This window comes from Microbacterium maritypicum MF109, assembly GCF_000455825.1.
Taxonomy (GTDB): domain Bacteria; phylum Actinomycetota; class Actinomycetes; order Actinomycetales; family Microbacteriaceae; genus Microbacterium; species Microbacterium maritypicum_A.
Genome location: NZ_ATAO01000206.1, coordinates 255,604 through 279,024, shown reverse-complemented (window position 1 = coordinate 279,024; position 23,421 = coordinate 255,604). Strand labels below are relative to the sequence as shown.

24 protein-coding genes are annotated in these 23,421 nt (G+C 69.0%); all 24 read left to right on the top strand.

Going from position 1 to position 23,421, the window contains the following annotated elements:
- Nucleotides 1-59 precede the first annotated feature (59 nt).
- The 24 genes from pyrR to lgt all read left to right on the top strand — a co-directional run bounded on the left by pyrR (nucleotide 60) and on the right by lgt (nucleotide 23,287).
- Entirely contained in the window at nucleotides 60-590 is a 531-nt protein-coding gene (gene pyrR, locus L687_RS35625) for a bifunctional pyr operon transcriptional regulator/uracil phosphoribosyltransferase PyrR (protein WP_021200615.1), read from the top strand.
- Nucleotides 587-1,552 (top strand): aspartate carbamoyltransferase catalytic subunit, encoded by a 966-nt coding sequence (locus tag L687_RS35620; RefSeq protein ID WP_021200614.1) that lies wholly within the window; start codon nucleotides 587-589, stop codon nucleotides 1,550-1,552. Before pyrR ends, L687_RS35620 begins: the two co-directional genes overlap by 4 nt.
- Complete coding sequence (locus tag L687_RS35615) at nucleotides 1,549-2,853, top strand: dihydroorotase (protein ID WP_021200613.1); 1,305 nt, start codon at nucleotides 1,549-1,551, stop codon at nucleotides 2,851-2,853. The genes L687_RS35620 and L687_RS35615 overlap by 4 nt, the downstream gene beginning before the upstream one ends.
- Nucleotides 2,850-3,362 carry a PH-like domain-containing protein gene (locus L687_RS35610; protein ID WP_021200612.1) on the top strand — a complete coding sequence of 171 codons (513 nt, stop codon included), beginning with the start codon at nucleotides 2,850-2,852 and terminating at the stop codon, nucleotides 3,360-3,362. Before L687_RS35615 ends, L687_RS35610 begins: the two co-directional genes overlap by 4 nt.
- Nucleotides 3,359-4,537, top strand: a complete 1,179-nt coding sequence (gene carA / locus L687_RS35605) for a glutamine-hydrolyzing carbamoyl-phosphate synthase small subunit (RefSeq protein ID WP_021200611.1) — start codon at nucleotides 3,359-3,361, stop codon at nucleotides 4,535-4,537. Before L687_RS35610 ends, carA begins: the two co-directional genes overlap by 4 nt.
- The gene (gene carB, locus L687_RS35600; RefSeq protein WP_021200610.1) at nucleotides 4,537-7,824 is read left to right on the top strand and encodes a carbamoyl-phosphate synthase large subunit; all 3,288 of its coding nucleotides are present in this window, start codon (nucleotides 4,537-4,539) and stop codon (nucleotides 7,822-7,824) included. The genes carA and carB overlap by 1 nt, the downstream gene beginning before the upstream one ends.
- The gene (gene pyrF / locus L687_RS35595) at nucleotides 7,821-8,666 is read left to right on the top strand and encodes an orotidine-5'-phosphate decarboxylase (RefSeq protein ID WP_021200609.1); all 846 of its coding nucleotides are present in this window, start codon (nucleotides 7,821-7,823) and stop codon (nucleotides 8,664-8,666) included. The genes carB and pyrF overlap by 4 nt, the downstream gene beginning before the upstream one ends.
- Nucleotides 8,659-9,570 (top strand): guanylate kinase, encoded by a 912-nt coding sequence (gmk, locus tag L687_RS35590; RefSeq protein WP_021200608.1) that lies wholly within the window; start codon nucleotides 8,659-8,661, stop codon nucleotides 9,568-9,570. The genes pyrF and gmk overlap by 8 nt, the downstream gene beginning before the upstream one ends.
- Nucleotides 9,571-9,635: 65 nt before the next feature.
- Complete coding sequence (rpoZ, locus tag L687_RS35585; protein WP_017204385.1) at nucleotides 9,636-9,890, top strand: DNA-directed RNA polymerase subunit omega; 255 nt, start codon at nucleotides 9,636-9,638, stop codon at nucleotides 9,888-9,890.
- A gap of 88 nt (nucleotides 9,891-9,978) precedes the next feature.
- A complete protein-coding gene (gene metK, locus L687_RS35580) occupies nucleotides 9,979-11,172 on the top strand; it encodes a methionine adenosyltransferase (protein ID WP_021200607.1) in 1,194 nt (397 codons plus the stop codon).
- Between the two features lie 16 nt (nucleotides 11,173-11,188).
- Nucleotides 11,189-13,147: a hypothetical protein gene (locus L687_RS35575; protein WP_021200606.1), complete on the top strand. Its 1,959-nt coding sequence runs from the start codon at nucleotides 11,189-11,191 to the stop codon at nucleotides 13,145-13,147.
- Nucleotides 13,148-13,165: 18 nt separating this feature from the next.
- On the top strand, nucleotides 13,166-14,086 hold the full coding sequence (locus tag L687_RS35570; RefSeq protein ID WP_021200605.1) for a methionyl-tRNA formyltransferase: 921 nt from the start codon (nucleotides 13,166-13,168) through the stop codon (nucleotides 14,084-14,086).
- The gene (locus tag L687_RS35565; protein WP_031207663.1) at nucleotides 14,083-15,582 is read left to right on the top strand and encodes an RsmB/NOP family class I SAM-dependent RNA methyltransferase; all 1,500 of its coding nucleotides are present in this window, start codon (nucleotides 14,083-14,085) and stop codon (nucleotides 15,580-15,582) included. Before L687_RS35570 ends, L687_RS35565 begins: the two co-directional genes overlap by 4 nt.
- Nucleotides 15,583-15,586: 4 nt before the next feature.
- Nucleotides 15,587-16,267 carry a ribulose-phosphate 3-epimerase gene (rpe, locus tag L687_RS35560; RefSeq protein ID WP_021200603.1) on the top strand — a complete coding sequence of 227 codons (681 nt, stop codon included), beginning with the start codon at nucleotides 15,587-15,589 and terminating at the stop codon, nucleotides 16,265-16,267.
- Nucleotides 16,264-16,527, top strand: coding sequence for a phosphoribosyl-ATP diphosphatase (locus L687_RS35555; protein WP_017202142.1), 264 nt, complete (start codon nucleotides 16,264-16,266; stop codon nucleotides 16,525-16,527). Before rpe ends, L687_RS35555 begins: the two co-directional genes overlap by 4 nt.
- Nucleotides 16,528-16,565: 38 nt before the next feature.
- Nucleotides 16,566-17,408 carry an ATP phosphoribosyltransferase gene (gene hisG / locus L687_RS35550; protein ID WP_021200602.1) on the top strand — a complete coding sequence of 281 codons (843 nt, stop codon included), beginning with the start codon at nucleotides 16,566-16,568 and terminating at the stop codon, nucleotides 17,406-17,408.
- Nucleotides 17,408-18,169 carry an imidazole glycerol phosphate synthase subunit HisF gene (gene hisF, locus L687_RS35545; RefSeq protein ID WP_021200601.1) on the top strand — a complete coding sequence of 254 codons (762 nt, stop codon included), beginning with the start codon at nucleotides 17,408-17,410 and terminating at the stop codon, nucleotides 18,167-18,169. Before hisG ends, hisF begins: the two co-directional genes overlap by 1 nt.
- On the top strand, nucleotides 18,166-18,546 hold the full coding sequence (gene hisI / locus L687_RS35540; RefSeq protein ID WP_021200600.1) for a phosphoribosyl-AMP cyclohydrolase: 381 nt from the start codon (nucleotides 18,166-18,168) through the stop codon (nucleotides 18,544-18,546). The genes hisF and hisI overlap by 4 nt, the downstream gene beginning before the upstream one ends.
- Nucleotides 18,543-19,130: a Trp biosynthesis-associated membrane protein gene (locus L687_RS35535; protein ID WP_021200599.1), complete on the top strand. Its 588-nt coding sequence runs from the start codon at nucleotides 18,543-18,545 to the stop codon at nucleotides 19,128-19,130. The genes hisI and L687_RS35535 overlap by 4 nt, the downstream gene beginning before the upstream one ends.
- A gap of 49 nt (nucleotides 19,131-19,179) precedes the next feature.
- Nucleotides 19,180-19,410 (top strand): HGxxPAAW family protein, encoded by a 231-nt coding sequence (locus L687_RS35530; protein ID WP_021200598.1) that lies wholly within the window; start codon nucleotides 19,180-19,182, stop codon nucleotides 19,408-19,410.
- 2 nt (nucleotides 19,411-19,412) lie between these two features.
- Nucleotides 19,413-20,183: an indole-3-glycerol phosphate synthase TrpC gene (trpC, locus tag L687_RS35525; protein WP_031207661.1), complete on the top strand. Its 771-nt coding sequence runs from the start codon at nucleotides 19,413-19,415 to the stop codon at nucleotides 20,181-20,183.
- Nucleotides 20,183-21,451, top strand: coding sequence for a tryptophan synthase subunit beta (trpB, locus tag L687_RS35520; RefSeq protein WP_021200596.1), 1,269 nt, complete (start codon nucleotides 20,183-20,185; stop codon nucleotides 21,449-21,451). Before trpC ends, trpB begins: the two co-directional genes overlap by 1 nt.
- Nucleotides 21,448-22,251 carry a tryptophan synthase subunit alpha gene (trpA, locus tag L687_RS35515; protein ID WP_021200595.1) on the top strand — a complete coding sequence of 268 codons (804 nt, stop codon included), beginning with the start codon at nucleotides 21,448-21,450 and terminating at the stop codon, nucleotides 22,249-22,251. Before trpB ends, trpA begins: the two co-directional genes overlap by 4 nt.
- 10 nt (nucleotides 22,252-22,261) lie before the next feature.
- A complete protein-coding gene (gene lgt / locus L687_RS35510; RefSeq protein ID WP_021200594.1) occupies nucleotides 22,262-23,287 on the top strand; it encodes a prolipoprotein diacylglyceryl transferase in 1,026 nt (341 codons plus the stop codon).
- Nucleotides 23,288-23,421 lie beyond the last annotated feature (134 nt).

The following is a 23,421-nucleotide window of genomic DNA, read 5'->3' as shown; positions in this document are numbered from 1 at the left end:
AGACTGACATCACAAGCAACCTTTAACACCGTCCTGTGAGGCGGAGAAGGGAGCGGCCGATGAGCATGCGCACCGTGCTGCACGAAGCCGACATCTCACGAGCGCTGACCCGTATCGCGCACGAGATCCTCGAGTCCAATCGAGGAGCCGAGAATCTGGTCCTGCTGGGCATCCCGACCCGCGGTGTGACCCTCGCCCATCGCCTCGGGCTGCTGATCAGCGAGATCGCGCAGCAGTCCGTCCCGGTCGGCGCTCTCGACGTCACGCTCTTCCGCGACGACCTCGCCCAGCACCCGACACGCTCCCCGCAACCCACCGAGATCCCGGTCGGCGGCATCGACGGCAAGACCGTCGTGCTCATCGACGATGTGCTCTTCTCCGGTCGCAGCATCCGGGCAGCGTTGGACGCGATCCAGTCGATCGGGCGCCCCTCGGTCGTGCGCCTCGCGATCCTCGTCGACCGCGGGCACCGTGAGCTCCCGATCCGTCCCGATTTCGTCGGCAAGAACATCCCCTCCGCCCGCACCGAGCGGGTCAACGTGCGCCTCTTCGAGAACGACGGTGCGGAGGAGGTGACGATCGGCGAATGAGACACCTCCTCGACACCCGCACCCTCGACAGGGCCACCGCCCTGCGCATCCTCGACGTCGCCGAAGACATGTCCGACACGCAGTCGCGTGAGGTCAAGAAGCTTCCGACGCTGCGTGGCAAGACCGTCGTGAACCTCTTCTTCGAAGATTCGACGCGCACGCGCATCTCGTTCGAGGCGGCCGCCAAACGCCTCTCCGCCGATGTGATCAACTTCGCGGCGAAGGGATCCAGCGTCTCCAAGGGCGAGAGCCTGAAGGACACGGCGCAGACCCTGGAGGCGATCGGTGCTGACGCGGTCGTGGTCCGGCACCCGGGTTCCGGCGCGCCGCAGACGCTCGCCACCAGCGGTTGGATCTCGGCCGGTGTCGTGAACGCCGGCGACGGCACCCACGAGCACCCGACGCAGGCGCTGCTCGACGCCTTCACGATCCGCAAGCGCCGGTTCGGCGCCGACAGTCGCGGTCGTGACCTGAGCGGTCTGCGCGTGGTGATCGTCGGTGACGTGCTGCACTCTCGGGTCGCGCGCTCCAACGTCTGGCTGCTCACCACGCTCGGCGCCGATGTCACGCTCGTCTCGCCGCCCACGCTGGTTCCGCAGAACGTGTCGCTCTGGCCGGTGCGGGTCGTCTACGACCTCGATGAGGCGTTGGCGGAAGAGCCGGACGCCGTGATGATGCTGCGCATCCAGCTGGAACGGATGAATGCGGCGTATTTCCCGACTGAGCGGGAGTATTCCCGACGCTGGGGCCTGGACGCACGGCGTGTGGCCGGTCTTCCGGCAGGTAGCATTGTCATGCACCCCGGACCCATGAACCGGGGACTGGAGATCTCCTCGGAAGCTGCCGATTCCCCCCGCTCGACGGTGCTGGAACAGGTCACGAACGGGGTATCCGTCCGCATGGCGGTGCTGTACCTGCTGTTGGCAGGAGAACGAGACGACGAACGAGGGGGAGACCTGTGAGCGAGACCCTCGTCATCACCGGTGCACGACTGCTCGGTGCCGCGAGCGCCGACATCATCATCGAGGACGGCCGGATCGCCGAGATCGGGAGCGGACTGCAGCGCTCGGGTGCTCGGGTCATCGACGCAGCGGGTCTCGTCGCCCTGCCCGGACTGGTCGACCTGCACACGCATCTGCGCGAGCCCGGCTACGAAGCGTCCGAGACGATCCTCACCGGAACGCGCGCCGCCGCGGCCGGCGGTTTCACCGCTGTCTTCGCGATGCCCAACACCTCGCCGGTCGCCGACACCGCTGGTGTCGTGGAGCAGGAGCTCGCGCTCGGTGAAGCGGCGGGCTACGCCACGGTGCAGCCCATCGGCGCCGTCACCGTCGGGCAGAAGGGCGAGCGGCTCGCCGAGCTGGGCGCGATGGCCACCTCCCGCGCGCAGGTCCGTGTCTTCAGCGACGACGGCTTCTGCGTGTTCGACCCGCTCATCATGCGTCGCGCGCTGGAATACGTGAAGTCGTTCGGCGGCGTGATCGCCCAGCATGCGCAGGACCCTCGCCTCACGGAGGGCGCGCAGATGAACGAGGGCACGGTGTCGGCCGAGCTGGGTCTCGCCGGCTGGCCCGCGGTCGCCGAGGAGTCGATCATCGCCCGCGACGTGCTGCTGGCCGAGCACGTCGGCTCGCGACTGCACGTGTGCCATCTCTCGACCGCGGGCTCGGTGGACATCATCCGCTGGGCCAAGAAGCGCGGCATCGACGTAACGGCCGAGGTCACCCCTCACCACCTCCTGCTGACCGACGAACTCGTGCGCGGGTACGACGCGCGCTACAAGGTCAATCCTCCGCTGCGTCGCGAAGAGGATGTGCTCGCGGTGCGCGAGGGTCTCGCCGACGGAACCATCGACATCGTCGCGACCGATCATGCCCCGCATCCCAGCGAGCACAAGGCCTGCGAGTGGCAGGCAGCGGCGAACGGCATGGTGGGTCTCGAGAGCGCGCTGCGCGTCGTGCACCAGTCGATGGTGCAGACCGGCCTGCTCGACTGGGCCGACATCGCGCGTGTGATGAGCGCGGCGCCCGCTCGCATCGGACGTCTCTCCGGACACGGCACGCCGCTCGAAGTCGGACAGCCGGCACAGCTCACACTGTACGACGCCGCGGTCGACGGTGTCTTCACGGAGGCCGACCTCCACGGCCGGAGCGTGAACTCGCCGTACCTCGGCCGCGCGCTTCCCGGACGAGTGGAGTACACGATCCACGGCGGCGTGCTCACGGTGGACGGCGGCAGCGTCGTCGAGGAGCTCCGCGCATGAGCGCTCGGGACCTCGCCGTCGCGATCACGATCGCCGTCGCGCTCCTGGTGCTGCTGGTGATGCTTCTCGCCTGGCGACGACGAGTCCGCCGCGATTCCGTGTTCACGGCCCCGCTGGGTGTGCCTGAGCACGCGGAGGTCGCCCGCCGCGACGAGGTGCTGTACGTGTCGACGACACGGCACGAGCAGCCGCTCGAGCGTCTCGCGGTGTCACCTCTCGCGTACCGGGCCCGCGGCGAGCTCGCGCTCACGGATCGCGGCATCGCCCTCTGCCTCGACGGTACCCCGACGGTCTTCCTCGCGAACGACCGGCTCGTCGCCGTCGACCGCGCTACGGTCACCATCGACCGCGTCGTGGAGCCCGGCGGCCTCGTGCGCATCGCCTGGAACATCGACGACGACACCATCGTCGACAGCTACCTGCGCCTCGCCACCGGCGATCCCCAGAACCTCATCTCCGACCTGCAGCGGCTCGTCCCCGCCGCCCCCGACACAGGAGCACAGTCATGACACTCTCGACAACCTCCGGGCAGGCCCCCGCGGCCTCGCTTCCCGATCCCGCCGTCCTCGTCCTGGAAGACGGCACACGTCACATCGGACGCGCCTACGGCGCCCGCGGCCGCACCCTCGGCGAGGTCGTCTTCGCGACCGGCATGTCCGGATACCAGGAGACGATCACCGATCCGTCCTACGCGGGCCAGATCGTCCTGCAGACGGCGCCGCACATCGGCAACACGGGCATGAATGACGAAGACGCCGAATCACGTCGCATCTGGGTCGCCGGCTACATCGTGCGCGACCCCTCCCGCGTCGTGTCGAACTGGCGCGCGAACGCCTCGCTCGACGACGTGCTCGTCGAAGACGGCGTCGTGGGGATCAGCGGTATCGACACCCGATCGATCACCCGCCACATCCGGTCGGCCGGCTCCATGCGCGGCGGGATCTTCTCCGGTGCCGATGCGGCGCTCGATGCCGAGGAGCAGGTGCGCATCGTCCGCGAAGCACCGGAGATGGCCGGGCGCAACCTGTCCGCCGAGGTCTCGGTCGACGTGGCCACCGTGACGACGGCGATGGGGGAGCGGATCGGAAACCTCGCCGTGCTCGACCTCGGTGTGAAGCAGGCGACGATCGACAACCTCGCCGCCCGCGGTTTCGAGGTGCACGTCCTTCCGCAGGACGTGACGATCGACGAGATCCGTGCGGTCGACCCGGTCGCCGTCTTCTACTCGAACGGCCCCGGAGACCCCGCGGCCTCCGGCGACCATGTCGAGCTGCTGCGTGCGGTGCTCGATGACGGGCTGCCGTTCTTCGGGATCTGCTTCGGCAACCAGCTCCTCGGTCGTGCGCTGGGCCTCGGCACCTACAAGCTGCCGTTCGGTCACCGCGGCATCAACCAGCCGGTGCTGGACAAGCAGACCGGCAAGGTCGAGATCACCGCGCACAACCACGGTTTCGCGGTCGAGGCTCCGATCGAGGGCACCTTCGACAGCCCGAACGGCTACGGCAAGGTCGAGGTCAGCCACGTCGGCCTCAACGACAACGTCGTCGAGGGGCTTCGCGCCCTCGACATCCCGGCGTTCTCGGTGCAGTACCACCCCGAGGCGGCGGCCGGCCCCCACGACGCCAACTACCTCTTCGACAGGTTCCGCGACCTGGTCATCGCAAGCCAGAAGGACTCCAAGTAATGCCCAAGCGCGACGACATCAACTCCGTCCTCGTCATCGGCTCCGGCCCGATCGTCATCGGTCAGGCCTGCGAGTTCGACTATTCCGGCACCCAGGCGTGCCGTGTGCTGCGCGAGGAGGGCGTCCGGGTCATCCTGGTCAACTCCAACCCGGCGACCATCATGACCGATCCCGACTTCGCCGACGCGACGTACATCGAGCCGATCACCTGGCAGGTCATCGAGACGATCATCGCGAAGGAGCGTCCTGACGCGATCCTGCCCACACTGGGTGGTCAGACCGCGCTGAACGCGGCGATCGAGCTGCACAACCACGGCATCCTCGAGAAGTACGACGTCGAGCTGATCGGCGCCAACTTCGAGGCGATCAACAAGGGCGAGGACCGCCAGATCTTCAAGCAGCTGGTGCTCGACGCCGGTGCCGACGTGGCGGACTCCCGCATCGCGCACACCATGGACGAAGTGCTGGCGGCTGCCGACGAGCTGGGCTACCCGATGGTGGTCCGCCCGAGCTTCACGATGGGGGGCCTGGGGTCGGGCTTCGCCTACGACGAGGAAGACCTGCGCCGCATCGCCGGCGCCGGCCTGCGAGACTCGCCGACCACCGAGGTGCTCCTGGAGGAGTCCATCCTCGGCTGGAAGGAGTACGAGCTCGAGCTCATGCGCGACACAGCCGACAACACGGTCGTCGTCTGCTCCATCGAGAACGTCGACCCGGTCGGCGTGCACACGGGCGACTCGATCACGGTCGCCCCGGCGCTCACCCTCACCGACCGCGAGTACCAGAAGATGCGCGACATCGGGATCGACATCATCCGCGCCGTCGGCGTCGACACCGGAGGCTGCAACATCCAGTTCGCGGTCGACCCGACCAACGGCCGCATCATCGTGATCGAGATGAACCCGCGCGTCTCGCGGTCCAGCGCCCTCGCCTCGAAGGCCACCGGATTCCCGATCGCGAAGCTCGCGGCCAAGCTCGCGCTCGGCTACCGCCTCGACGAGATCCCGAACGACATCACGGGCGTGACGCCGGCGAGCTTCGAGCCCACGCTCGACTATGTGGTCGTCAAGGTGCCGCGGTTCGCCTTCGAGAAGTTCCCGGCCGCCGACGCGACGCTGACCACGACCATGAAGTCGGTAGGCGAGGCCATGGCCATCGGCCGCAACTACGCGACCGCGCTGCAGAAGGCGCTCCGCTCGCTCGAGAAGCGCGGATCGAGCTTCCACTGGGGCGTGGAGGACCGCTCCGTCGAGGAGCTGCTCGAGATCTCGAAGATCCCCACCGACGGTCGGATCGTCACCCTCCAGCAGGCGCTGCGCAAGGGTGCGACCGTGGAGCAGGCCTTCGATGCGACGGCGATCGACCCGTGGTTCCTCGACCAGATCGTGCTGATCAACGAGGTCGCCGAGGTCGTGCGCCAGGCATCCGAACTGGATGCGGCGACGCTCCGCTACGCCAAGGAACACGGCTTCTCCGACGCACAGCTCGCCGAGCTCCGCGGAACCTCTGAGGCCGAGGTCCGCGGCGTGCGCCACGGTCTCGGCATCCGCCCGGTGTACAAGACGGTCGACACCTGCGCCGGCGAGTTCCCGGCTCTCACGCCGTACCACTACTCGAGCTACGACTTCGAGACCGAGGTCGAGCCGTCCGAACGCACCAAGGTCGTCATCATCGGATCGGGCCCGAACCGCATCGGGCAGGGCGTCGAGTTCGACTACTCGTGCGTGCACGCCTCGTTCGCGCTGTCCGATGCCGGCTTCGAGACCGTCATGGTCAACTGCAACCCGGAGACGGTCTCGACCGACTACGACACCTCCGACCGCCTGTACTTCGAGCCGCTCACGCTCGAAGACGTGCTGGAGGTGCTCGATGCGGAGGCCGCGAGCGGCACCATCCTCGGTGTCGTCTGTCAGCTCGGCGGTCAGACCCCCCTGGGACTCGCGAAGGGCATCGAGGCCGCCGGCTACACGGTGCTCGGCACGAGCCCCGAGGCGATCGACCTCGCGGAGGAGCGCGAGCTCTTCTCGCGGCTGCTCGACGAGGCCGGTCTCGTCGCACCGCGCAACGGCACCGCGATCGACGTCGAGGGTGCCGTGCGCATCGCCGAGGAGATCGGGTACCCGGTGCTGGTGCGTCCGAGCTTCGTGCTCGGCGGACGCGGCATGGAGATCGTGTACGACACCGCGTCGCTGCGCGACTACTTCGTGCGCACCGCGGGCGAGGTCGTCATCGAGGAAGGCAAGCCCCTCCTGGTCGACCGCTTCCTCGACGACGCGATCGAGCTCGACGTCGATGCGCTCTACGATGGCACCGACCTGTACATCGGTGGCGTCATGGAGCACCTCGAAGAGGCCGGCATCCACTCCGGCGACTCCAGCTGCACGCTGCCGCCGGTATCGCTCGGCCGGACCGATGTCGACCGCGTGCGGGAGGCCACGCTGGCCATCGCCGAGGGCGTGGGCGTGCGCGGACTCCTGAACGTGCAGTTCGCCATCAGCGCCGGCGTGCTCTACGTGATCGAGGCCAACCCGCGCGCCAGCCGCACCGTGCCGTTCGTGTCGAAGGCACTCGGCATCCCGATGGCCAAGGCTGCGAGCCGCATCATGACGGGCTCGACGGTCGCCGAGCTGCGCGCCGAAGGGATGCTTCCCGAGCAGGACGGTTCGCGCGTTCCGCTCGACGCACCCGTGTCGGTCAAGGAGGCCGTGCTCCCGTTCAAGCGCTTCCGCACCGCCGACGGCAAGACCGTCGATTCCGTGCTCGGCCCGGAGATGCGTTCCACGGGTGAGGTCATGGGCATCGACCGCGACTTCCCGACCGCGTTCGCCAAGAGCCAGGCCGCGGCCTACGGCGGCATGCCCACCTCGGGAACCGTGTTCATCTCGGTGGCCGACTCGGACAAGCGCGCTGTCATCCTCCCCGCCCACCGTCTGCAGCAGCTCGGCTTCACGATCGTCGCGACGGAGGGCACCGCCGAGATCCTCTCGCGCAACGGCATCGCCGTCACGGTCGTCGAGAAGTACAGCGAGACGCAGGAGTCGGGAGCGAAGAACATCGTGGACCTCATCAACGAGGGCTCGATCGACATCGTCGTGAACACTCCGTCCGGTGGTGCCGCGCGAGCGGACGGCTACGAGATCCGCGCTGCCGCCGTCGCCGCCGACAAGGCGCTGTTCACCACGATGGCTGTGCTCGGCGCGGCCGTGAGCGGGATGGACGCGGCCCACGAGGGCTTCCAGGTCAAGAGCCTGCAGGAGTACGCGCTGGACCGGAAGGCGGCACTGTGAGCGAACGCTTCGGCGAACGCACACGGTCCGCGCTGAGTGCGCGGGGCCCGCTCTGCGTCGGCGTCGACCCCCACGCGGCACTGCTCGCTGCGTGGGGGCTGACCGACGACGCGCACGGTGTCCGTGAGTTCGGCCTCCGCACCGTCGAGGCGGCGGCCGGTCGGGTGGGCTTCGTGAAGCCTCAGGTGTCGTTCTTCGAGCGCTTCGGTTCCGCAGGCTTCGCAGCTCTCGAAGAGGTGCTCGCGGCGGCACGTGCCGCAGATCTGCTCGTGATCGCCGATGCGAAGCGTGGCGACATCGGATCGACCATGGACGACTACGCGAAGGCGTGGTTGACGCCGGGATCCTCGCTCGAAGCCGACGCGCTCACGGTGAATCCCTTCCTCGGCGTCGGTGCCCTCGACGGGTCCTTCGCCCTCGCCGAAGAGCACGGCAAGGGCGTGTTCGTGCTCGCCGCCACCAGCAACCCCGAGGCAGCGGGCATCCAGCGTTCGATCACTGCGAGCGATGAGACGGTGTCTGCCGCGATCATCGGGGAGGTCTCCGCACGCAATGCCGCAGCCTCGGGCGCAGGCGAGTGGGGGAGCTTCGGCTTCGTCGTCGGCGCGACCGTGGACTGGGCGGCCGCAGGCCTTTCGCCGTTCGGCCCGGTCGCCCCCATCCTCGCTCCGGGGTTCGGCGCGCAGGGCGCGACTCCCGCTGATCTCCGCCTTCGCTTCGGCTCGATGGCGGATGCCGTGATCGCGAGCGAGAGCCGCAGCATCCTCTCCGCCGGTCCCGCCGACCTGGCGACCGCCATCACCGCGCGTGCGGCCGAGTACTTGGAGGTGGCGCGTGCCTGACGCGCAGCGTACGGTTCCCGAGGTCGACAGGGCCGCGGCCGCCCGCCGTGCCGTGGAACGGCGCCGCGCCAGGGCATCGGTCAAACGCGACCTGACGATGCGCGTGGTGACCCCGCAGACCGTCCTGCACCGCGCGACGGCCGATGCCGACTCGGTGGAGGGGTCGATGCGCATCACCGACTTCCTGCTGGCGCTCCCCGCGATCGGTGCGGGCAAGCGTGACCGCGTGCTCGATGAGCTGCACATCTCCCCGGTCAAGCGTCTCGGCGGTCTCGGCGCGCGCCAGCGCCGGGTGCTGGAGGCCTGGCTCGATTCGCGCTTCCCGGTGCCGACCCCGCGCGACGCACGGAGCCGCCTGTTGGTGCTCGCCGGCCCCACCGCTGTGGGGAAGGGGACCGTCGCCGCGCATATCCGCGAGCACAACCCGGAGATCCACCTGTCGGTATCGGCCACGACCCGGCCGCCCCGCCCCGGTGAGATCGACGGCGTGCACTACTACTTCGTGGACGACGCCGAGTTCGACCGGCTGATCGCCGACGACGAGCTGCTCGAGTACGCCGTGGTGCACAACCGCTCCCGCTACGGCACGCCACGCGCGCCGATCGACGCCGCACTGGCCGAGGGCAAGACCGTGCTCCTCGAGATCGACCTCCAGGGCGCCCGTCAGGTGCGTCGTGCAGAGCCGTCGGCGACGCTGATATTCCTGCTGCCCCCGAGTTGGGATGAACTGGTGCATCGACTGGTCGGGCGAGGCACGGAAGACGCCGAGGAACGGGCCAGAAGACTGCGCACCGCGAAGGTCGAACTCGCCGCCCAGAACGAGTTCGACCACCTCGTCGTGAACGAGGACGTCGCCACCGCGGCTCGCGAGGTCGTAGAATTGTCCACAAGCTCTGCGCGCTGAGCGTCTTCGCGCGCCTTTCGCACCGTCTTCGCGACGATCCCGTCGCCTGATCAGGAGGTCTCACCATGGCCGGACACAACAACGGAATCATCGATCCCCCCATCGACAACCTGCTCGACCGCGTCGACTCGAAGTACGAGCTCGTCATCTACGCCGCCAAGCGTGCGCGTCAGATCAACGACTACTACTCCGACCTGCACGAGGGAAACCTCTTCGACAACGTCGGCCCGCTCGTGGACTCGTCCGTCGAGGACAAGCCGCTCACGATCGCCCTGCACGAGATCAACGAGGACAAGCTCCGTCTGCGTCACGCAGAGTGATATTCGAGACCGCGCCTCCCGTCTGTCGGAGGCGCGGTCCAGAATGGGTGCAACACCCTCCTTCCGTCCGTCCCGTTCTGGAGTACCGATGAGCGCCCTGCGTCTGTTCACGTCCGAGTCCGTCACCGAAGGGCACCCGGACAAGATCTGCGACCAGATCTCGGACAGCATCCTCGACGGCCTCATCGCGAAGGACACGGGCTCGCGCGTCGCAGTCGAGACGCTCGTCACGACGGGCCTCGTCCATGTGGCAGGTGAGATCCGGACCGAGGCATACGTCGACATCCCCACGATCGTCCGTCAGGTCGTGAACGGCATCGGATACACCTCGAGCGACACCGGCTTCGACGGCTCCTCGTGCGGCGTCAGCATCTCGGTCGGCGAGCAGTCGACCGACATCGCCCATGGCGTCGACAGCGCGCAGGAGCACCGCGACGGGTCCTCGGTGGACCCGCTCGACGGCCTCGGCGCCGGCGATCAGGGCATCATGTTCGGCTTCGCGACCAACGAGACGCCTCAGCTCATGCCGATGGCCGCGTGGACCGCTCACCGTCTGTCGGAGCGTCTCGCCGAGGTGCGTCGCGGCGGGGAGCTGCCCTTCCTGCGCCCCGACGGCAAGACCCAGGTCACCCTCGGGTACGACGGCTTCACTCCGAAGACCGTCGATGCCGTCGTGGTCTCCACGCAGCACCACCCCGACATCTCGCAGGAAGAGCTTCAGGCTCAGGTCCGTGCGCACGTGATCGACCCGGTGCTCGCGACGACAGGTCTCGATCTCGACGACGTCACCCTCTACATCAACCCCGCGGGTCCCTTCGTCACCGGTGGCCCCAAGGGCGACGCGGGTCTGACCGGTCGCAAGATCATCATCGACACCTACGGCGGAGCATCGCGTCACGGCGGTGGGGCGTTCAGCGGCAAAGACCCGTCCAAGGTCGACCGTTCCGGTGCATACGCCACGCGCTGGGTGGCGAAGAACGCCGTCGCCGCAGGCTTGGCGGAGCGTCTCGAGGTACAGGTCGCCTATGCCATCGGCGTCGCCCGTCCCGTCGGTCTCTACGTCGAGTCCTTCGGGACCGGCACGGTGTCGGATGAAGTCATCACGCGGGCGATCAACGAGGTGTTCGACCTGCGCCCGCAGGCGATCATCGAGCAGCTCGACCTGCTGCGTCCGATCTACGCCCAGACGGCCGCCTACGGGCACTTCGGCCGCGAGCTCCCCGACTTCACCTGGGAGCGCACCGACCGCGCCGAAGAGCTGCGTCGCGCTGCCGGGCTCTGATGGGACCGCGGTCCTGATGCCTCCGGAGAGCCGGCGCATCGCGCGCGTGCTCCTCGATTCGCCCCTGCCGCAGCTCGATCGGCTCTTCGACTACGCGTTGCCTCCCGAGTGGGGCGAGGTGCCGCGTGGTGTTCGCGTGCAGGTCCCGCTGCGCTCCGCCGGGCGTGTGATCGACGGCTATGTCGTCGACGTCGACACCGAGGACGACGCCGACCGGGCGCTCTCGGAAGTCGAGAGCGTGGTGTCGCTGGTGCCGGTGCTTCCGGAGCGCCTGCACACGCTCGCACGCCGCGTGGCGGATCGCGCCGCGGGTTCGGCCTCCGATGTGCTTCGGCTCGTCATCCCCAAGCGCCAGGTGCGCGTCGAGAAGGCCTGGACCGCCGACACACCGGCCGAGGCGCCGACGGCGGATGCGCTCATCGCGGCAGAAGAGACCGTCGGTCTCTACGAGGGCCTCGATGTCGTGCTCGATGCGGGTGGACGGGCGGCCGTCGAGGCGATTCCGCAACTCGTCGACGGGGTTCAGGGATGGTCCCGGTTGCTGGCGGCCTCGGCGGCGCGGATGCTCGCCGCGGGGAAGTCGTCGATCATCGTGGTCCCCGACAGCCGTGACCTCGATCGACTTCTCGCCGCGCTCGAGGTCCTCGTGCCCGTCGCAGCGATCGTGCGCCATGACTCCCGTCAGACCAACCCCGATCGCTATCGCGGCTTCCTGCGCACGCTCGAGGACGCGCCGTGCGTCGTGGTGGGAAACCGTTCGGCGGTCTACTCGCCGGTCGTCGCCGGCATGGTGGCGATCTGGGACGACGGCGATCCTCTCCTGGGGGAGCCGCTGGCCCCGTACGTCAATGCGCGTGATGCTGCGCTGCTGCGTCAGGAGCTCGAGGGATCGGCGCTGCTCTTCGCCGGGCACACCCGGACGACCGATGTGGAACGTCTGGTCGCCCTCGGCTGGTTGCAGGACGTCAGAGCAACGCGCCGCGTGTTGCCCCGCGTCGTGCTCAGCACGCCCCAGGAGATGGAACAACCCACCGCCCAGCGGATGCCGTCTTCCGCGTTTCTCGCCGCCCGTTCCGCCGCAGCAGAGGGACCGGTGCTCGTGCAGGTCTCGCGACCGGGTTTCTCCCCGTCGCTGGTGTGTGCGGAATGCCGGGCCCCGGCTCGATGCGCGCACTGCGGCGGTCCGCTCGGGGCGAAGCATCGCGGTGCCGTGCCGGTGTGCGCCTGGTGCGGTCGATCGGCCAGCGCATGGTCATGCCCGTCGTGCTCCTCCACCAAGCTGCGGTTGGCCTCATCCGGGAGCGAGCGCACCGCCGACGAACTGGGTCGGGCGTTCCCGGGCGTGCGCGTGATCGTCGCCGACAGTGCGCACCCGGTGGAGCGGGTTCCCTCCAAGCCCGCGCTCGTGGTGGCGACCCGTGGTGCCGAGCCGATCGCCGACGGCGGATATCGTGCCGTCGTCCTGCTCGACGGCCCACGGATGCTCCAGGCGCCCGATCTGCGCGTCGCCGAGTCCTGCCTGCGCTGGTGGTCGAACGCGGCGGCCCTCGCCGCACCCGGCGCACCGATCCATCTGGTCGGAGTGAACGGCGCGGCCGCGAAGGCGCTCGCGACCTGGAATCAGGCGGGCCACGCCCGCATGGAGCTCGACAGCAGGGCACCTCTGCACATGCCGCCGACGACCCGGGTGGCCCTGATCCAGGGGTCGGCTCCCGCGGTCTCCGGCGCTCTCGCCGCGCTGACCGAGCTCGCGCTGCCTCCCGACGCGGTGCTCGGGCCCGTCCCGGTCGAATCCGACGACGTCCCTCCACGGGTGCGGGCGCTCGTTCGGTTCGACTACGGCGCCGGAGCGCGGGTGGCGACCGCACTGCGCGCCGCGGTCGTGGCCGAAGCAGTGAGCGGGCGTCGCCGAAAGGGACGTGCGACCAAGAGCACGCTCTCCGTCCGCCTCGATATCCTCGAACCAGAGCTCTGACCCTTCCGGAGAACCTTCATGCGCCTCGTCTTCGCCGGCACCCCCGCTGCGGCCGTGCCCACCCTTCGTCGCCTCGCGGTGTCCCACGACATCGCCGCGGTCGTCACCCGACCGGACGCACCTCTCGGGCGTCGTCGGGTGCTGACTCCGTCGCCCGTGGCTCAAGCGGCCGTCGAACTGGGCCTCCCCGTGATCAAGGCCGCTCGGCTCGATGACGCCGCGACCGAAGCGATCTCGGCCCTGCGGGCGGACCTCGGTGTGATCGTGGCTTACGGCGGGCTCGTGCGCGAGCCGCTGCTCTCGGCGCCGACCGCGGGCTGGATCAACCTGCACTTCTCCGTGCTGCCCGCCTGGCGGGGCGCGGCTCCGGTGCAGCGCGCACTGATCGCCGGCGACGAGGTTCTCGGTGCCAGCGTCTTCCAGCTCGTCGCGGAGCTGGATGCCGGCGACGTCTTCGCGAGCCGCACGATCGACCTTCCCGCGACGGCGACGGCGGGAGAGGCGCTCGAGGCGCTCGCGCTGGACGGCGCCGAACTCACGGCCGACGTGGTCTCGGGGATCGCGGACGGTACAGCGGTAGCGGTGCCTCAGCAGGGCGAGCCGACCTTCGCCGCCAAGCTGACGCTCGCCGACGGACTGCTCGACTGGAACCAGCCGCTCGATGTCGTGTTCGCCCGGTTCCGTGGGGTGACCCCGGAACCGGGCGCGCACACCACCGTCGCCGGGCAGCCGCTGAAGGTGCTGGAAGCGGTCCCTGCGCCGGAGGCCGAAGCGCTGGCCCCAGGACGTCTTCGTGGCGCCAAGACGGCGCTCCACATCGGCACGTCCACCGGGCCGCTGGCCGTCACCAGGGTTCAGCCCGCGGGCAAGGGAGCGATGAATGCCGTCGACTGGTGGCGCGGTCTGCGCGGGGTCGATGAATTGGTGGCGGGATCATGAGCGAAGACGGACGACCCCGGCGGCCGCAGCCGTCGAACGGACGGCCGCGTGGCGGGCGGGGAGCGACAGAGGCTCGTCGCGACGGTCAGCGTGGCCGCGTCCGTACCGTGCAACCCGCGCGACGGGTGGCTTACGACGTGCTGCGCGCGGTGTCCGAGACGGATGCCTATGCGAACCTCGTCCTTCCTCCGGCGATCGCCGATGCGCGGCTCTCTCCGCAGGACGCGGCCCTCGCGACCGAGCTGACCTACGGCACGCTGCGACGACTCGGCACGTATGATGCGATCATCGCCGCTGCGGCGGATCGTTCGACCGACAGCATCGATCCGGCCGTGCTCGATGCGCTGCGCCTCGCGGTGCACCAGCTGCTCGCCACCCGCGTCGCCTCGCATGCGGCTGTCAACGAGTCGGTGAACCTCGTGGCCTCAGAGTCCGGCCGTGGCGCATCGAGCTTCGCGAACGCGGTGCTCCGACGTATCACGCGCGAATCGAGCGAGGACTGGCAGGAACGCATCGAGAGCGGGGCACGCTCCGACGACGAGCGCCTCGCTCTGCGTTCCGCACACCCGGTCTGGGTGATCCGCGCCTTGCGTCGCGCTCTGGCGGCCGAGGGGCGCGGAGAGGAACTGGACGCTCTTCTCGATGCCGACAACGCCTCGCCCGAGGTCACCCTCGTCGCCCTCCCCGGCCTGGCGGAGCCCGATGAGCCCCGACTTCCCTACGCGCCGACCGCCTTCGCGTCTCCCGGAGGCGATCCGCGTCGGCCGGTGGAAGCCTCGGGCGGTACCGTGCGCGTGCAGGACGAGGGGTCCCAGCTCGTCGCGCTCGCGCTCGCGGGCGCCGCGCCCATCAAGACGGGGGAGCGCTGGCTCGACCTGTGCGCCGGTCCCGGCGGCAAGACGGCACTCCTCGCCGCGATCGCGCGTCAGCACGAGGCGACGCTGGAGGCGAACGAGATCGTCCCGGTCCGCGCGCGACTCGTCCGCAAGGCGCTCAGGGCGGTTCCCGGTGACGTCGTGGTGCACGAGCAGGGCGGGCGCACCCTCGCCGCATCGCGGCCGGGCGAGTTCGACCGCATCCTCGTGGACGCCCCCTGCACGGGCCTCGGTGCGCTGCGCCGCCGTCCGGAAGCACGGTGGCGCAAGTCTCCGGCCGACGTCGCCGAGCTCGTTCCGCTCCAGGTGGAGCTGCTCTCCTCCGCCGTCGATGCTCTGGCCCCGGGCGGGATCGTCGCGTACGTCACGTGCTCTCCTCACCTCGCCGAGACGACGGGCGTCGTCAAGGAGGTCCTGCGCGACCGCACCGACGTCGTCGAACTCGATGCGCGCGCGGCCATCGCCGATGTCGCTCGCTCACCGATCGATCTGGCCGAGGAGGGGCGGGAGGGGTCGGGTAGCGCCCAGCTGTGGCCGCACCGACACGGGACGGACGCGATGTTCCTCGCACTCCTGCAACGCTCATCGACCGGGAACCACTCATCTGGGAAGGAAGACTAGGACCGTGGAACTGCCCCGCGCCCCGCGCATCAACCCGAGTATCCTCGCTGCCGATTTCGTGAACATGCAGGCGGACCTCGCCCGGATCGCGACAGCCGACTTCGCGCACGTGGATGTCATGGACAACCACTTCGTCCCCAACCTGACGTTCGGCCCGCAGATGGTGGAACGCATCCAGGCGACCAGTCCGATTCCGCTCGATGTGCATCTGATGATCACCGACCCGGAGCGCTGGGCTCCCGGATACGCCGAGATCGGCGCGGCGAGCGTGACCTTCCATCTCGAAGCGTCGAGCGATCCCGTGGCCCTCGCACGCCGGTTGCGTGACATCGGCTCGCGGGCGGGGGTCGCGGTCAAGCCGGCGACTCCCGTGGAATCGCTGTACGACGTGCTCGACGAGTTCGATCAGATCCTCGTGATGACGGTCGAGCCCGGCTTCGGGGGACAGGGCTTCATGCCCGAGACGATGCCGAAGCTCCGTGCCCTCGCCGACGAGGCGCGTCGGCGAGGATCCCGCGTCTGGCTCCAGGTCGACGGCGGCATCTCCGACCGTACGATCGAGATCGCCGCCGATGCGGGCGCCGACACGTTCGTCGCCGGCTCGGCCGTATACGGCGCCGATGACATCGAGGCGGCCGTCACCCGGCTGAGAGACCTCGCCAGAGCCGCTAGCCTGGAACCGTGAAGACTTTCGACGAGCTGTTCGCCGAGCTCAGCGTCAAGGCCGAGACCCGTCCTGAGGGATCGGGGACGGTCGCCGAACTCGACGGCGGCGTGCACACGATCGGCAAGAAGATCGTGGAAGAGGCCGCCGAGGTGTGGATGGCGTCGGAGTACGAGTCCGACGAAGCCGCCGCCGAGGAGATCTCCCAGCTGCTGTACCACGTCCAGGTGATGATGCTCGCGAAGGGCCTCAGCCTGCAGGACGTCTACCGACATCTGTGATGCGCTCCGTTCCGATCTCCTCGAACTGAAAGCCATCCATGCTGCGCATCGCTGTTCCCAACAAGGGCTCGCTCTCCGAGACCGCCGCCGACATGCTCGCCGAGGCGGGCTACGCCGGTCGCCGCGACCCCAAGACCCTGCACGTCATCGACGCCGAGAACGACGTCGAGTTCTTCTTCCTCCGCCCCAAGGACATCGCCACCTATGTCGGCTCCGGCGCGATCGATGTGGGCATCACCGGACGTGATCTGCTGCTCGACGCCCGTATGCCGGGTGCGCGGGAGATCGAGGCGCTCGGTTTCGCCGGCTCGACGTTCCGCTTCGCCGCTCCGACCGGACGCTACACCGACGTGAGCGAGCTCGACGGTCTGCGCATCGCCACGTCGTATCCCGGCCTGGTGGACGCGTTCCTCGACGAACGCGACATCGCCGTCGATCTGGTGCCGCTCGACGGAGCCGTGGAGTCCGCGGTCCGCCTCGGCGTCGCCGACGCGGTCGCCGATGTCGTCGAGACCGGGACGACCCTGCGCCAGGCCGGGCTCGAGGTCTTCGGTCCGGTCATCCTGGAATCCGAGGCGGTACTCATCGCGGGACCGGTGGATGCCGAGGGAGCGGACACGCTTCTTCGTCGCCTCCGCGGCGTGATGGTCGCACGTCGCTTCGTGATGATCGACTACGACCTGCCGGTCGCCCTCCTCGATGACGCCGTGAAGATCGCCGGCGGCGTCGAATCGCCGACCGTCTCGCCGCTGCGCGACCCCGAGTGGGTCGCGGTGCGGGTCATGGTGGCGCGCTCCCGCGTGAACCCCGTGATGGATGCACTGTACGCGCTGGGTGCGCGGGCCATCCTGGTCACCGCGATCCACAACGCGAGGCTCTGATGACGCTCGCCAGTCGGGTGATCCCGTGCCTCGACGTGGCTGATGGCCGCGTCGTCAAGGGAGTCAACTTCGAGAACCTGCGCGACATGGGCGACCCGGTCGAGCTCGCCCGGCATTACGCCGCCCAGGGCGCGGACGAGATCACCTTCCTCGACGTCACCGCCACGGTCGACGCCCGTGCGACGACCTACGATGTCGTGCAGCGCACCGCCGAGCAGGTGTTCGTCCCGCTGACCGTGGGCGGGGGCGTGCGCAGCGTCGACGATGTCGCACGTCTCCTCGCGGTGGGCGCGGACAAGGTGGGGGTCAACTCCGCTGCGATCGCGCGCCCTGAGCTCATCGGCGAGATCGCTGACCGGTTCGGTGCCCAGGTGCTCGTGCTGTCGCTGGACGTGAAGCGTGCTCCGACAACGCGCTCGGGCTTCGTCGTGACGACACACGGCGGCCGGACCCAGACCACCCTCGATGCGCTCGACTGGGCGCGGGAGGCTGCGGAACGCGGCGCGGGTGAGCTGCTGGTGAACTCGATCGACGCCGACGGCACGCGTGACGGCTTCGACCTGGAGCTCGTCCGCCTGATGCGCGAGGCGGCCTCCGTGCCGGTCATCGCTTCGGGCGGGGCGGGGCGGGCTTCCGACTTCGCTCCCGCGATCAAAGCGGGCGCGGATGCCGTCCTGGCGGCGAGCGTGTTCCACACCGGCGCGCTCACGGTCGGAGATGTCAAGGACGCGCTTCGCGCGGAAGGAGTGCTCGTACGATGAGCGATGCAGACGGGCAGGCGGCTTCGGTGGAGGAGCGCATCGCACAGGTCGTCTTCAACGCCGACGGCCTGGCCCCCGTGATCGTGCAGCAGTGGGACACGCGCGAGGTGCTCATGCTCGCCTGGGTCGATGCGGAGGCGCTTCGACGCACCCTGACATCAGGGCGGGCGACGTACTGGTCGCGCTCCCGCCAGGAGTACTGGCGCAAGGGGGACACGTCAGGGAACATCCAGGTCGTGCACGAGGCGCGTCTGGACTGCGACGGGGACGCGATCCTTCTCCTCGTCGCGCAGACGGGACCGGCCTGTCACACCGGCACACGCACGTGCTTCGACACGAACGATCTCGAGGCGATCGTCGGGACGGACCAGTCGTGAGCTTCGCGCAGCGCGGTCGCGCCCTCTCCGTCTCCGGATTCCTTCTCGCCGGTGCGATCGGCATCATCTCGTCGACCCAGACCTGGCTGACGGTCGAGCGCGCGGATGCGGGCGAGGCGATCCTGGTCCCCGGTGCCTCCGCCATGGTGCTGCTCGCTCCGCTCAGTCTCGCGGTTCTGGCCCTCGGCGCGGCGCTGTCGATCTCCGGCAAGGTCGTGCGCCTGATCTTCGGTGTCCTCGCGGCGGCGACGGCGCTGTTCCTCGGCTGGTCGACTCTCCAGCTGCTGATCGCCGAACCCTTCGACGCGGTCGCGGCGACGGTGACCGAGGTCACCGGTCTCGCCGGGGGACTCGCCGTCCACGAGGTCGTGGCGAGCATCGTGCCGTCCGCCTGGCCGTACATCGCCCTCGTGGGCTGGGCGATCCTGCTCGTCGCGTCCCTGGTCGTCCTGATCACGTGGCGGGGATGGAAGGCCGGAGGGCGGCGCTACCGGACCGAACACGTCGAGGTCGCGCATGACGGTCCCGTCGACGCCGTGGATTCCTGGGACGAGCTGTCCCGGGGCACCGATCCGACGCGCTGACCCCGATAGACTGATTCCGAACCGCACGTCGTCCCCCCCGGAGGAGAACATGACCAACCCGATCGCCGACCCCGGCCACGGACACTCGCCTGCCGCCTGGACCGCCGTCGTGATCATGCTGGTCGGCGTCGCCGCCGGCACCGTCGCCTTCTGCTTCGAGCAGCCCGCCCTCGTCGTGGCCTCGGTCGCGCTCATCCCGATCGGTGCGATCGTCGGCTGGGCGCTCGCGAAGGCCGGTTACGGCGTGAAGGGTCCGAAGTACGCTCCGAAGGCGCACTAATGGTGCTCGCCGACCTGACGGCCGGCGCTGTCGCAGACGCTGAGCGTCGCTCCCTGTCGCGCCCGCTGGCCACTGTCGAGCGAGACGCTCTCGCACGCCCCGCGGCCAAGGACGCCCTGTCGTTCCTCGCACCGTCGGATCGGGTGAAGATCATCGCGGAGGTCAAACGCGCGAGCCCCTCGCGAGGAGCTCTCGCCGACATCCCCGATCCCGCGCTGCAGGCTTCCCTGTACGAGGCGGGCGGCGCCTCCGCGATCAGCGTCCTCACGGAGGAGCGTCGTTTCGGTGGAAGCCTCGCCGACCTCGAGGCCGTCACGGCCCGGGTGTCGCTGCCGGTGCTGCGCAAGGACTTCATCGCCACCCGCTACCAGGTGCTCGAAGCCCGTGCGGCGGGTGCCGACCTCGTTCTGCTGATCGTCGCGGGCCTCGAGCCCGCGGTGCTCCGTGATCTCTTCGGCTTCATCGGCGAGCTGGGCATGACCCCTCTCGTGGAGACGCATTCCGCGGATGAGCTCGAGGCCGCGATCGATCTCGGCGCGCCGCTGATCGGCGTGAACGCGCGAGACCTCAAGACCCTCGAACTCGACCGCGACCTCTTCGGGCGCCTGGTCGATCGAATCCCCGACACGGCGGTGAAGATCGCGGAGTCCGCGGTGCTGACGCCCGCCGATGTCGTGCACTACCGCTCCGCCGGCGCCGATGTCGTCTTGATCGGCGAGGCGCTCGTGACCGGCGACCCGGTCGCCACCCTCGAGAGTTTCCTGGAGGCATGATGAGCCTGCGCGACCAGCACGGCCCGTTCTTCGGCGAGTTCGGCGGGCGCTACATGCCTGAGTCGCTCATCGCCGCGATCGATGAGCTGACGGTGGCCTATGAGGCGGCGATCGTCGATCCGGAGTTCCGAGCCGAGCTCGCGCACCTGCTCAGCTCGTACGCCGGCCGCCCTTCCGCCATCACCGAGGTACCGCGGTTCGCCGAGCACGCCGGGGGTGCGCGCATCTTCCTCAAGCGCGAAGACCTCAACCACACCGGCTCGCACAAGATCAACAACGTGCTCGGTCAGGCGCTGCTGACCAAGCGTCTGGGCAAGACCCGCGTGATCGCCGAGACCGGTGCCGGTCAGCACGGCGTCGCGACGGCGACCGCAGCGGCGCTGTTCGGTCTGGAGTGCACCATCTACATGGGCGAGGTCGATACCGAGCGTCAGGCGCTCAACGTCGCCCGCATGCGCCTTCTGGGCGCGGAGGTCGTTCCGGTCACCTCGGGTTCGCGAACGCTCAAGGACGCGATCAACGACGCCTACCGCGACTGGGTGGCGTCGGTCGAGACCACCAACTACATCTTCGGTACCGCGGCGGGACCGCACCCGTTCCCCGCGATGGTCCGTGATTTCCAGAAGATCATCGGCGAAGAGGCGCGTGCCCAGCTGCTCGACGAGGTCGGTCGTCTGCCGGACGCCGTCATGGCGTGCGTCGGCGGCGGATCCAACGCGATCGGCATGTTCGACGCGTTCCTCGATGACGAGGGCGTCAAGCTCTACGGCGTCGAGGCGGCGGGCGACGGCGTCGACACCGAGAAGCACGCGGCGTCGATCGAGCGGGGCCGCCCCGGTGTGCTGCACGGTGCGAAGACCTACGTCCTCCAGGACGCCGACGGTCAGACCGTCGAGTCGCACTCGATCTCCGCCGGACTCGACTACCCGGGCGTCGGTCCGGAGCACTCGTGGCTCGCCGACATCGGTCGTGCCGAGTACATCCCGGCCACCGACGACGAGGCGATGCAGGCGCTGCGTCTGCTCAGCCGGACAGAGGGGATCATCCCCGCCATCGAGTCGGCGCACGCTCTCGCCGGTGCCCTGCGCATCGGCCGCGAGCTCGGCCCCGACGGACTGATCGCCGTGTGTCTGTCCGGCCGCGGCGACAAGGACATGGACACCGCGGCGCGCTACTTCCAGCTTTACGACGAGGCCGCTCTGGCCCACGATGTCGCCGCGGAGAGCGAAGAGGAAGAACTGGCCGCGAAGGGGGAGCCGCAGCTATGAGCCGCGTCGAACAGGCGATCCAGCGCGCACAGGACGCCGGGCGCAGTGCCTTCGTCGGCTATCTGCCCGTGGGCTTCCCCGACCTCGAGACGAGCATCCAGGCGGCCATCGCCCTCGCCGAGAACGGTGTCGACATCATCGAGCTGGGCCCGCCGTATAGCGACCCGGTGATGGACGGCGCGATCATCCAGGAGGCGACCACCAAGGCCCTGGCGGCAGGTTTCCGGATGGCCGACCTCTTCACGGCGATCCGCGCGATCACGGCGGCGACCGATGTGCCCGTCCTCGTGATGACGTACTGGAACCCGGTCATGCAGTACGGCATCGACCGCTACGCGGACGACCTGCTCGCTGCGGGCGGCGCCGGATTGATCACGCCCGACATCACACCCGACGCGGCAGGGGAGTGGATCGCCGCGAGCGAGCGGACGGGCCTGGACCGGGTATTCCTCGCCGCTCCGACCTCTTCCGACGAGCGTCTCGACCTTGTGGTGAAGTCGTCCACCGGGTTCGTCTACACGGTCTCGACCATGGGCATCACCGGGGAGCGCGCTGAGCTCGATCGCGCCGCCCGCACCCTGGTCGGGCGTCTTCGCGCGCACGGCGCTCACCGTGCATGCGTCGGCATCGGAATCTCCACCGCCGAGCAGATCGCCGGGGTGTCGGAGTATGCCGACGGCGCGATCGTCGGCACCGCGCTCGTCCGCGCCCTGCGTGACGGCGGCGTGCCCGCCCTTGCGGAAATCACCCGAAACCTGGCCTCCGGCACCTCGTCGGCACGCCCCGATCACGAGAACTAGAATCGCACTCATGTCACTCGCGCTCCACAGCACCTTCACGAACGTGCTCGCCAGCATCCCGAGCCCCACGGTCTCGTACTTCGACCTCGGGCCCATTCGGATCCACTTCTACGCGCTGTGCATCATCGCCGGCATCATCGTGGCGACCTTCCTGACGAATCACCGTCTCACCAAGCGCGGCGCGGAGCCGTGGGTCGTCATCGACATCTCGATCCTGGCCGTGCCCCTGGCGATCATCGGTGCGCGCATCTTCCACGTCCTGACCCACCCGAACGACTACTTCGGGGAGGGGATCAACACCTGGAACCCCTTCCAGCCCGGCTCGGTGTGGGCGATCTGGGAGGGCGGAATCGCGATCTTCGGTGCCCTCATCGGCGGTGCGATCGGTGCGTACCTCGGGTGCCGTTGGACCGGTATCCGCTTCTGGACGTTCGCCGACGCCCTGGCCCCCGGCCTGCTGTTGGCGCAGGCCATGGGCCGCTTCGGCAACTGGTTCAACAACGAGCTCTTCGGTCTTCCCACGGACCTGCCCTGGGGGCTGGAGATCCCGTCCACGAACTCGGCCTTCCCCCCGGGGCTGCCCGAGGGCACGCTGTTCCACCCGACCTTCCTCTACGAGGTTCTCTGGAACGGACTGGGAGTCATCGTCCTGCTCTGGCTCGGCCGTAAGCTCTTCTTCCAGTGGGGCCGTCTGTTCGCCATCTACCTGATCTGGTACAGCGCAGGCCGCATCGTCTGGGAGTCGATCCGCATCGATCCGAGCGAGATCATCCTCGGCCTGCGCAGCAACGTCCTTGCCGCGATCATCGGCGTCCTCGTCGGTCTCGCGATCCTCATCGTCCAGACACGTCGACACCCCGGACTCGAGCCTTCGCCGTACCAGCCGGGCCGCGAACGGACGGACGTGGACGCTGATGTACAATCGCAGAACAATCCCTCTGACTTCGTGGACGTGAGCGAGCCTCCGACCGAAGAAGTCACCGCAGGAGCCACCGCCACAAGCACTGCTCCCACGAGCGAGGACGGCTCTCGATAACGCCGCCTCGTGGCGGGAGAACCATTGCACTGAACGAGCGGGCCGACGTCGTCCCCGGGTTTCACTCGAAGATCTGAGGACGGTAACTGGTGTACTTCCAGCCCCCTTACGGCGCCTCCGGCGCATACCCCCCG

Bases quoted from the DNA above. Each gene is read 5' to 3' on its own strand.
- L687_RS35575 (WP_021200606.1), top strand. From the start codon at position 11,189: ATGCCTCCGGAGAGCCGGCGCATCGCGCGCGTGCTCCTCGATTCGCCC.
- hisI (WP_021200600.1), top strand. From the start codon at position 18,166: ATGAGCGATGCAGACGGGCAGGCGGCTTCGGTGGAGGAGCGCATCGCA.
- hisF (WP_021200601.1), top strand. From the start codon at position 17,408: ATGACGCTCGCCAGTCGGGTGATCCCGTGCCTCGACGTGGCTGATGGC.
- trpA (WP_021200595.1), top strand. From the start codon at position 21,448: ATGAGCCGCGTCGAACAGGCGATCCAGCGCGCACAGGACGCCGGGCGC.
- rpoZ (WP_017204385.1), top strand. From the start codon at position 9,636: ATGGCCGGACACAACAACGGAATCATCGATCCCCCCATCGACAACCTG.
- carB (WP_021200610.1), top strand. From the start codon at position 4,537: ATGCCCAAGCGCGACGACATCAACTCCGTCCTCGTCATCGGCTCCGGC.
- lgt (WP_021200594.1), top strand. From the start codon at position 22,262: ATGTCACTCGCGCTCCACAGCACCTTCACGAACGTGCTCGCCAGCATC.
- pyrR (WP_021200615.1), top strand. From the start codon at position 60: ATGAGCATGCGCACCGTGCTGCACGAAGCCGACATCTCACGAGCGCTG.
- L687_RS35565 (WP_031207663.1), top strand. From the start codon at position 14,083: ATGAGCGAAGACGGACGACCCCGGCGGCCGCAGCCGTCGAACGGACGG.
- metK (WP_021200607.1), top strand. From the start codon at position 9,979: ATGAGCGCCCTGCGTCTGTTCACGTCCGAGTCCGTCACCGAAGGGCAC.
- hisG (WP_021200602.1), top strand. From the start codon at position 16,566: ATGCTGCGCATCGCTGTTCCCAACAAGGGCTCGCTCTCCGAGACCGCC.
- L687_RS35610 (WP_021200612.1), top strand. From the start codon at position 2,850: ATGAGCGCTCGGGACCTCGCCGTCGCGATCACGATCGCCGTCGCGCTC.
- L687_RS35530 (WP_021200598.1), top strand. From the start codon at position 19,180: ATGACCAACCCGATCGCCGACCCCGGCCACGGACACTCGCCTGCCGCC.
- L687_RS35570 (WP_021200605.1), top strand. From the start codon at position 13,166: ATGCGCCTCGTCTTCGCCGGCACCCCCGCTGCGGCCGTGCCCACCCTT.
- carA (WP_021200611.1), top strand. From the start codon at position 3,359: ATGACACTCTCGACAACCTCCGGGCAGGCCCCCGCGGCCTCGCTTCCC.
- trpB (WP_021200596.1), top strand. From the start codon at position 20,183: ATGAGCCTGCGCGACCAGCACGGCCCGTTCTTCGGCGAGTTCGGCGGG.
- L687_RS35620 (WP_021200614.1), top strand. From the start codon at position 587: ATGAGACACCTCCTCGACACCCGCACCCTCGACAGGGCCACCGCCCTG.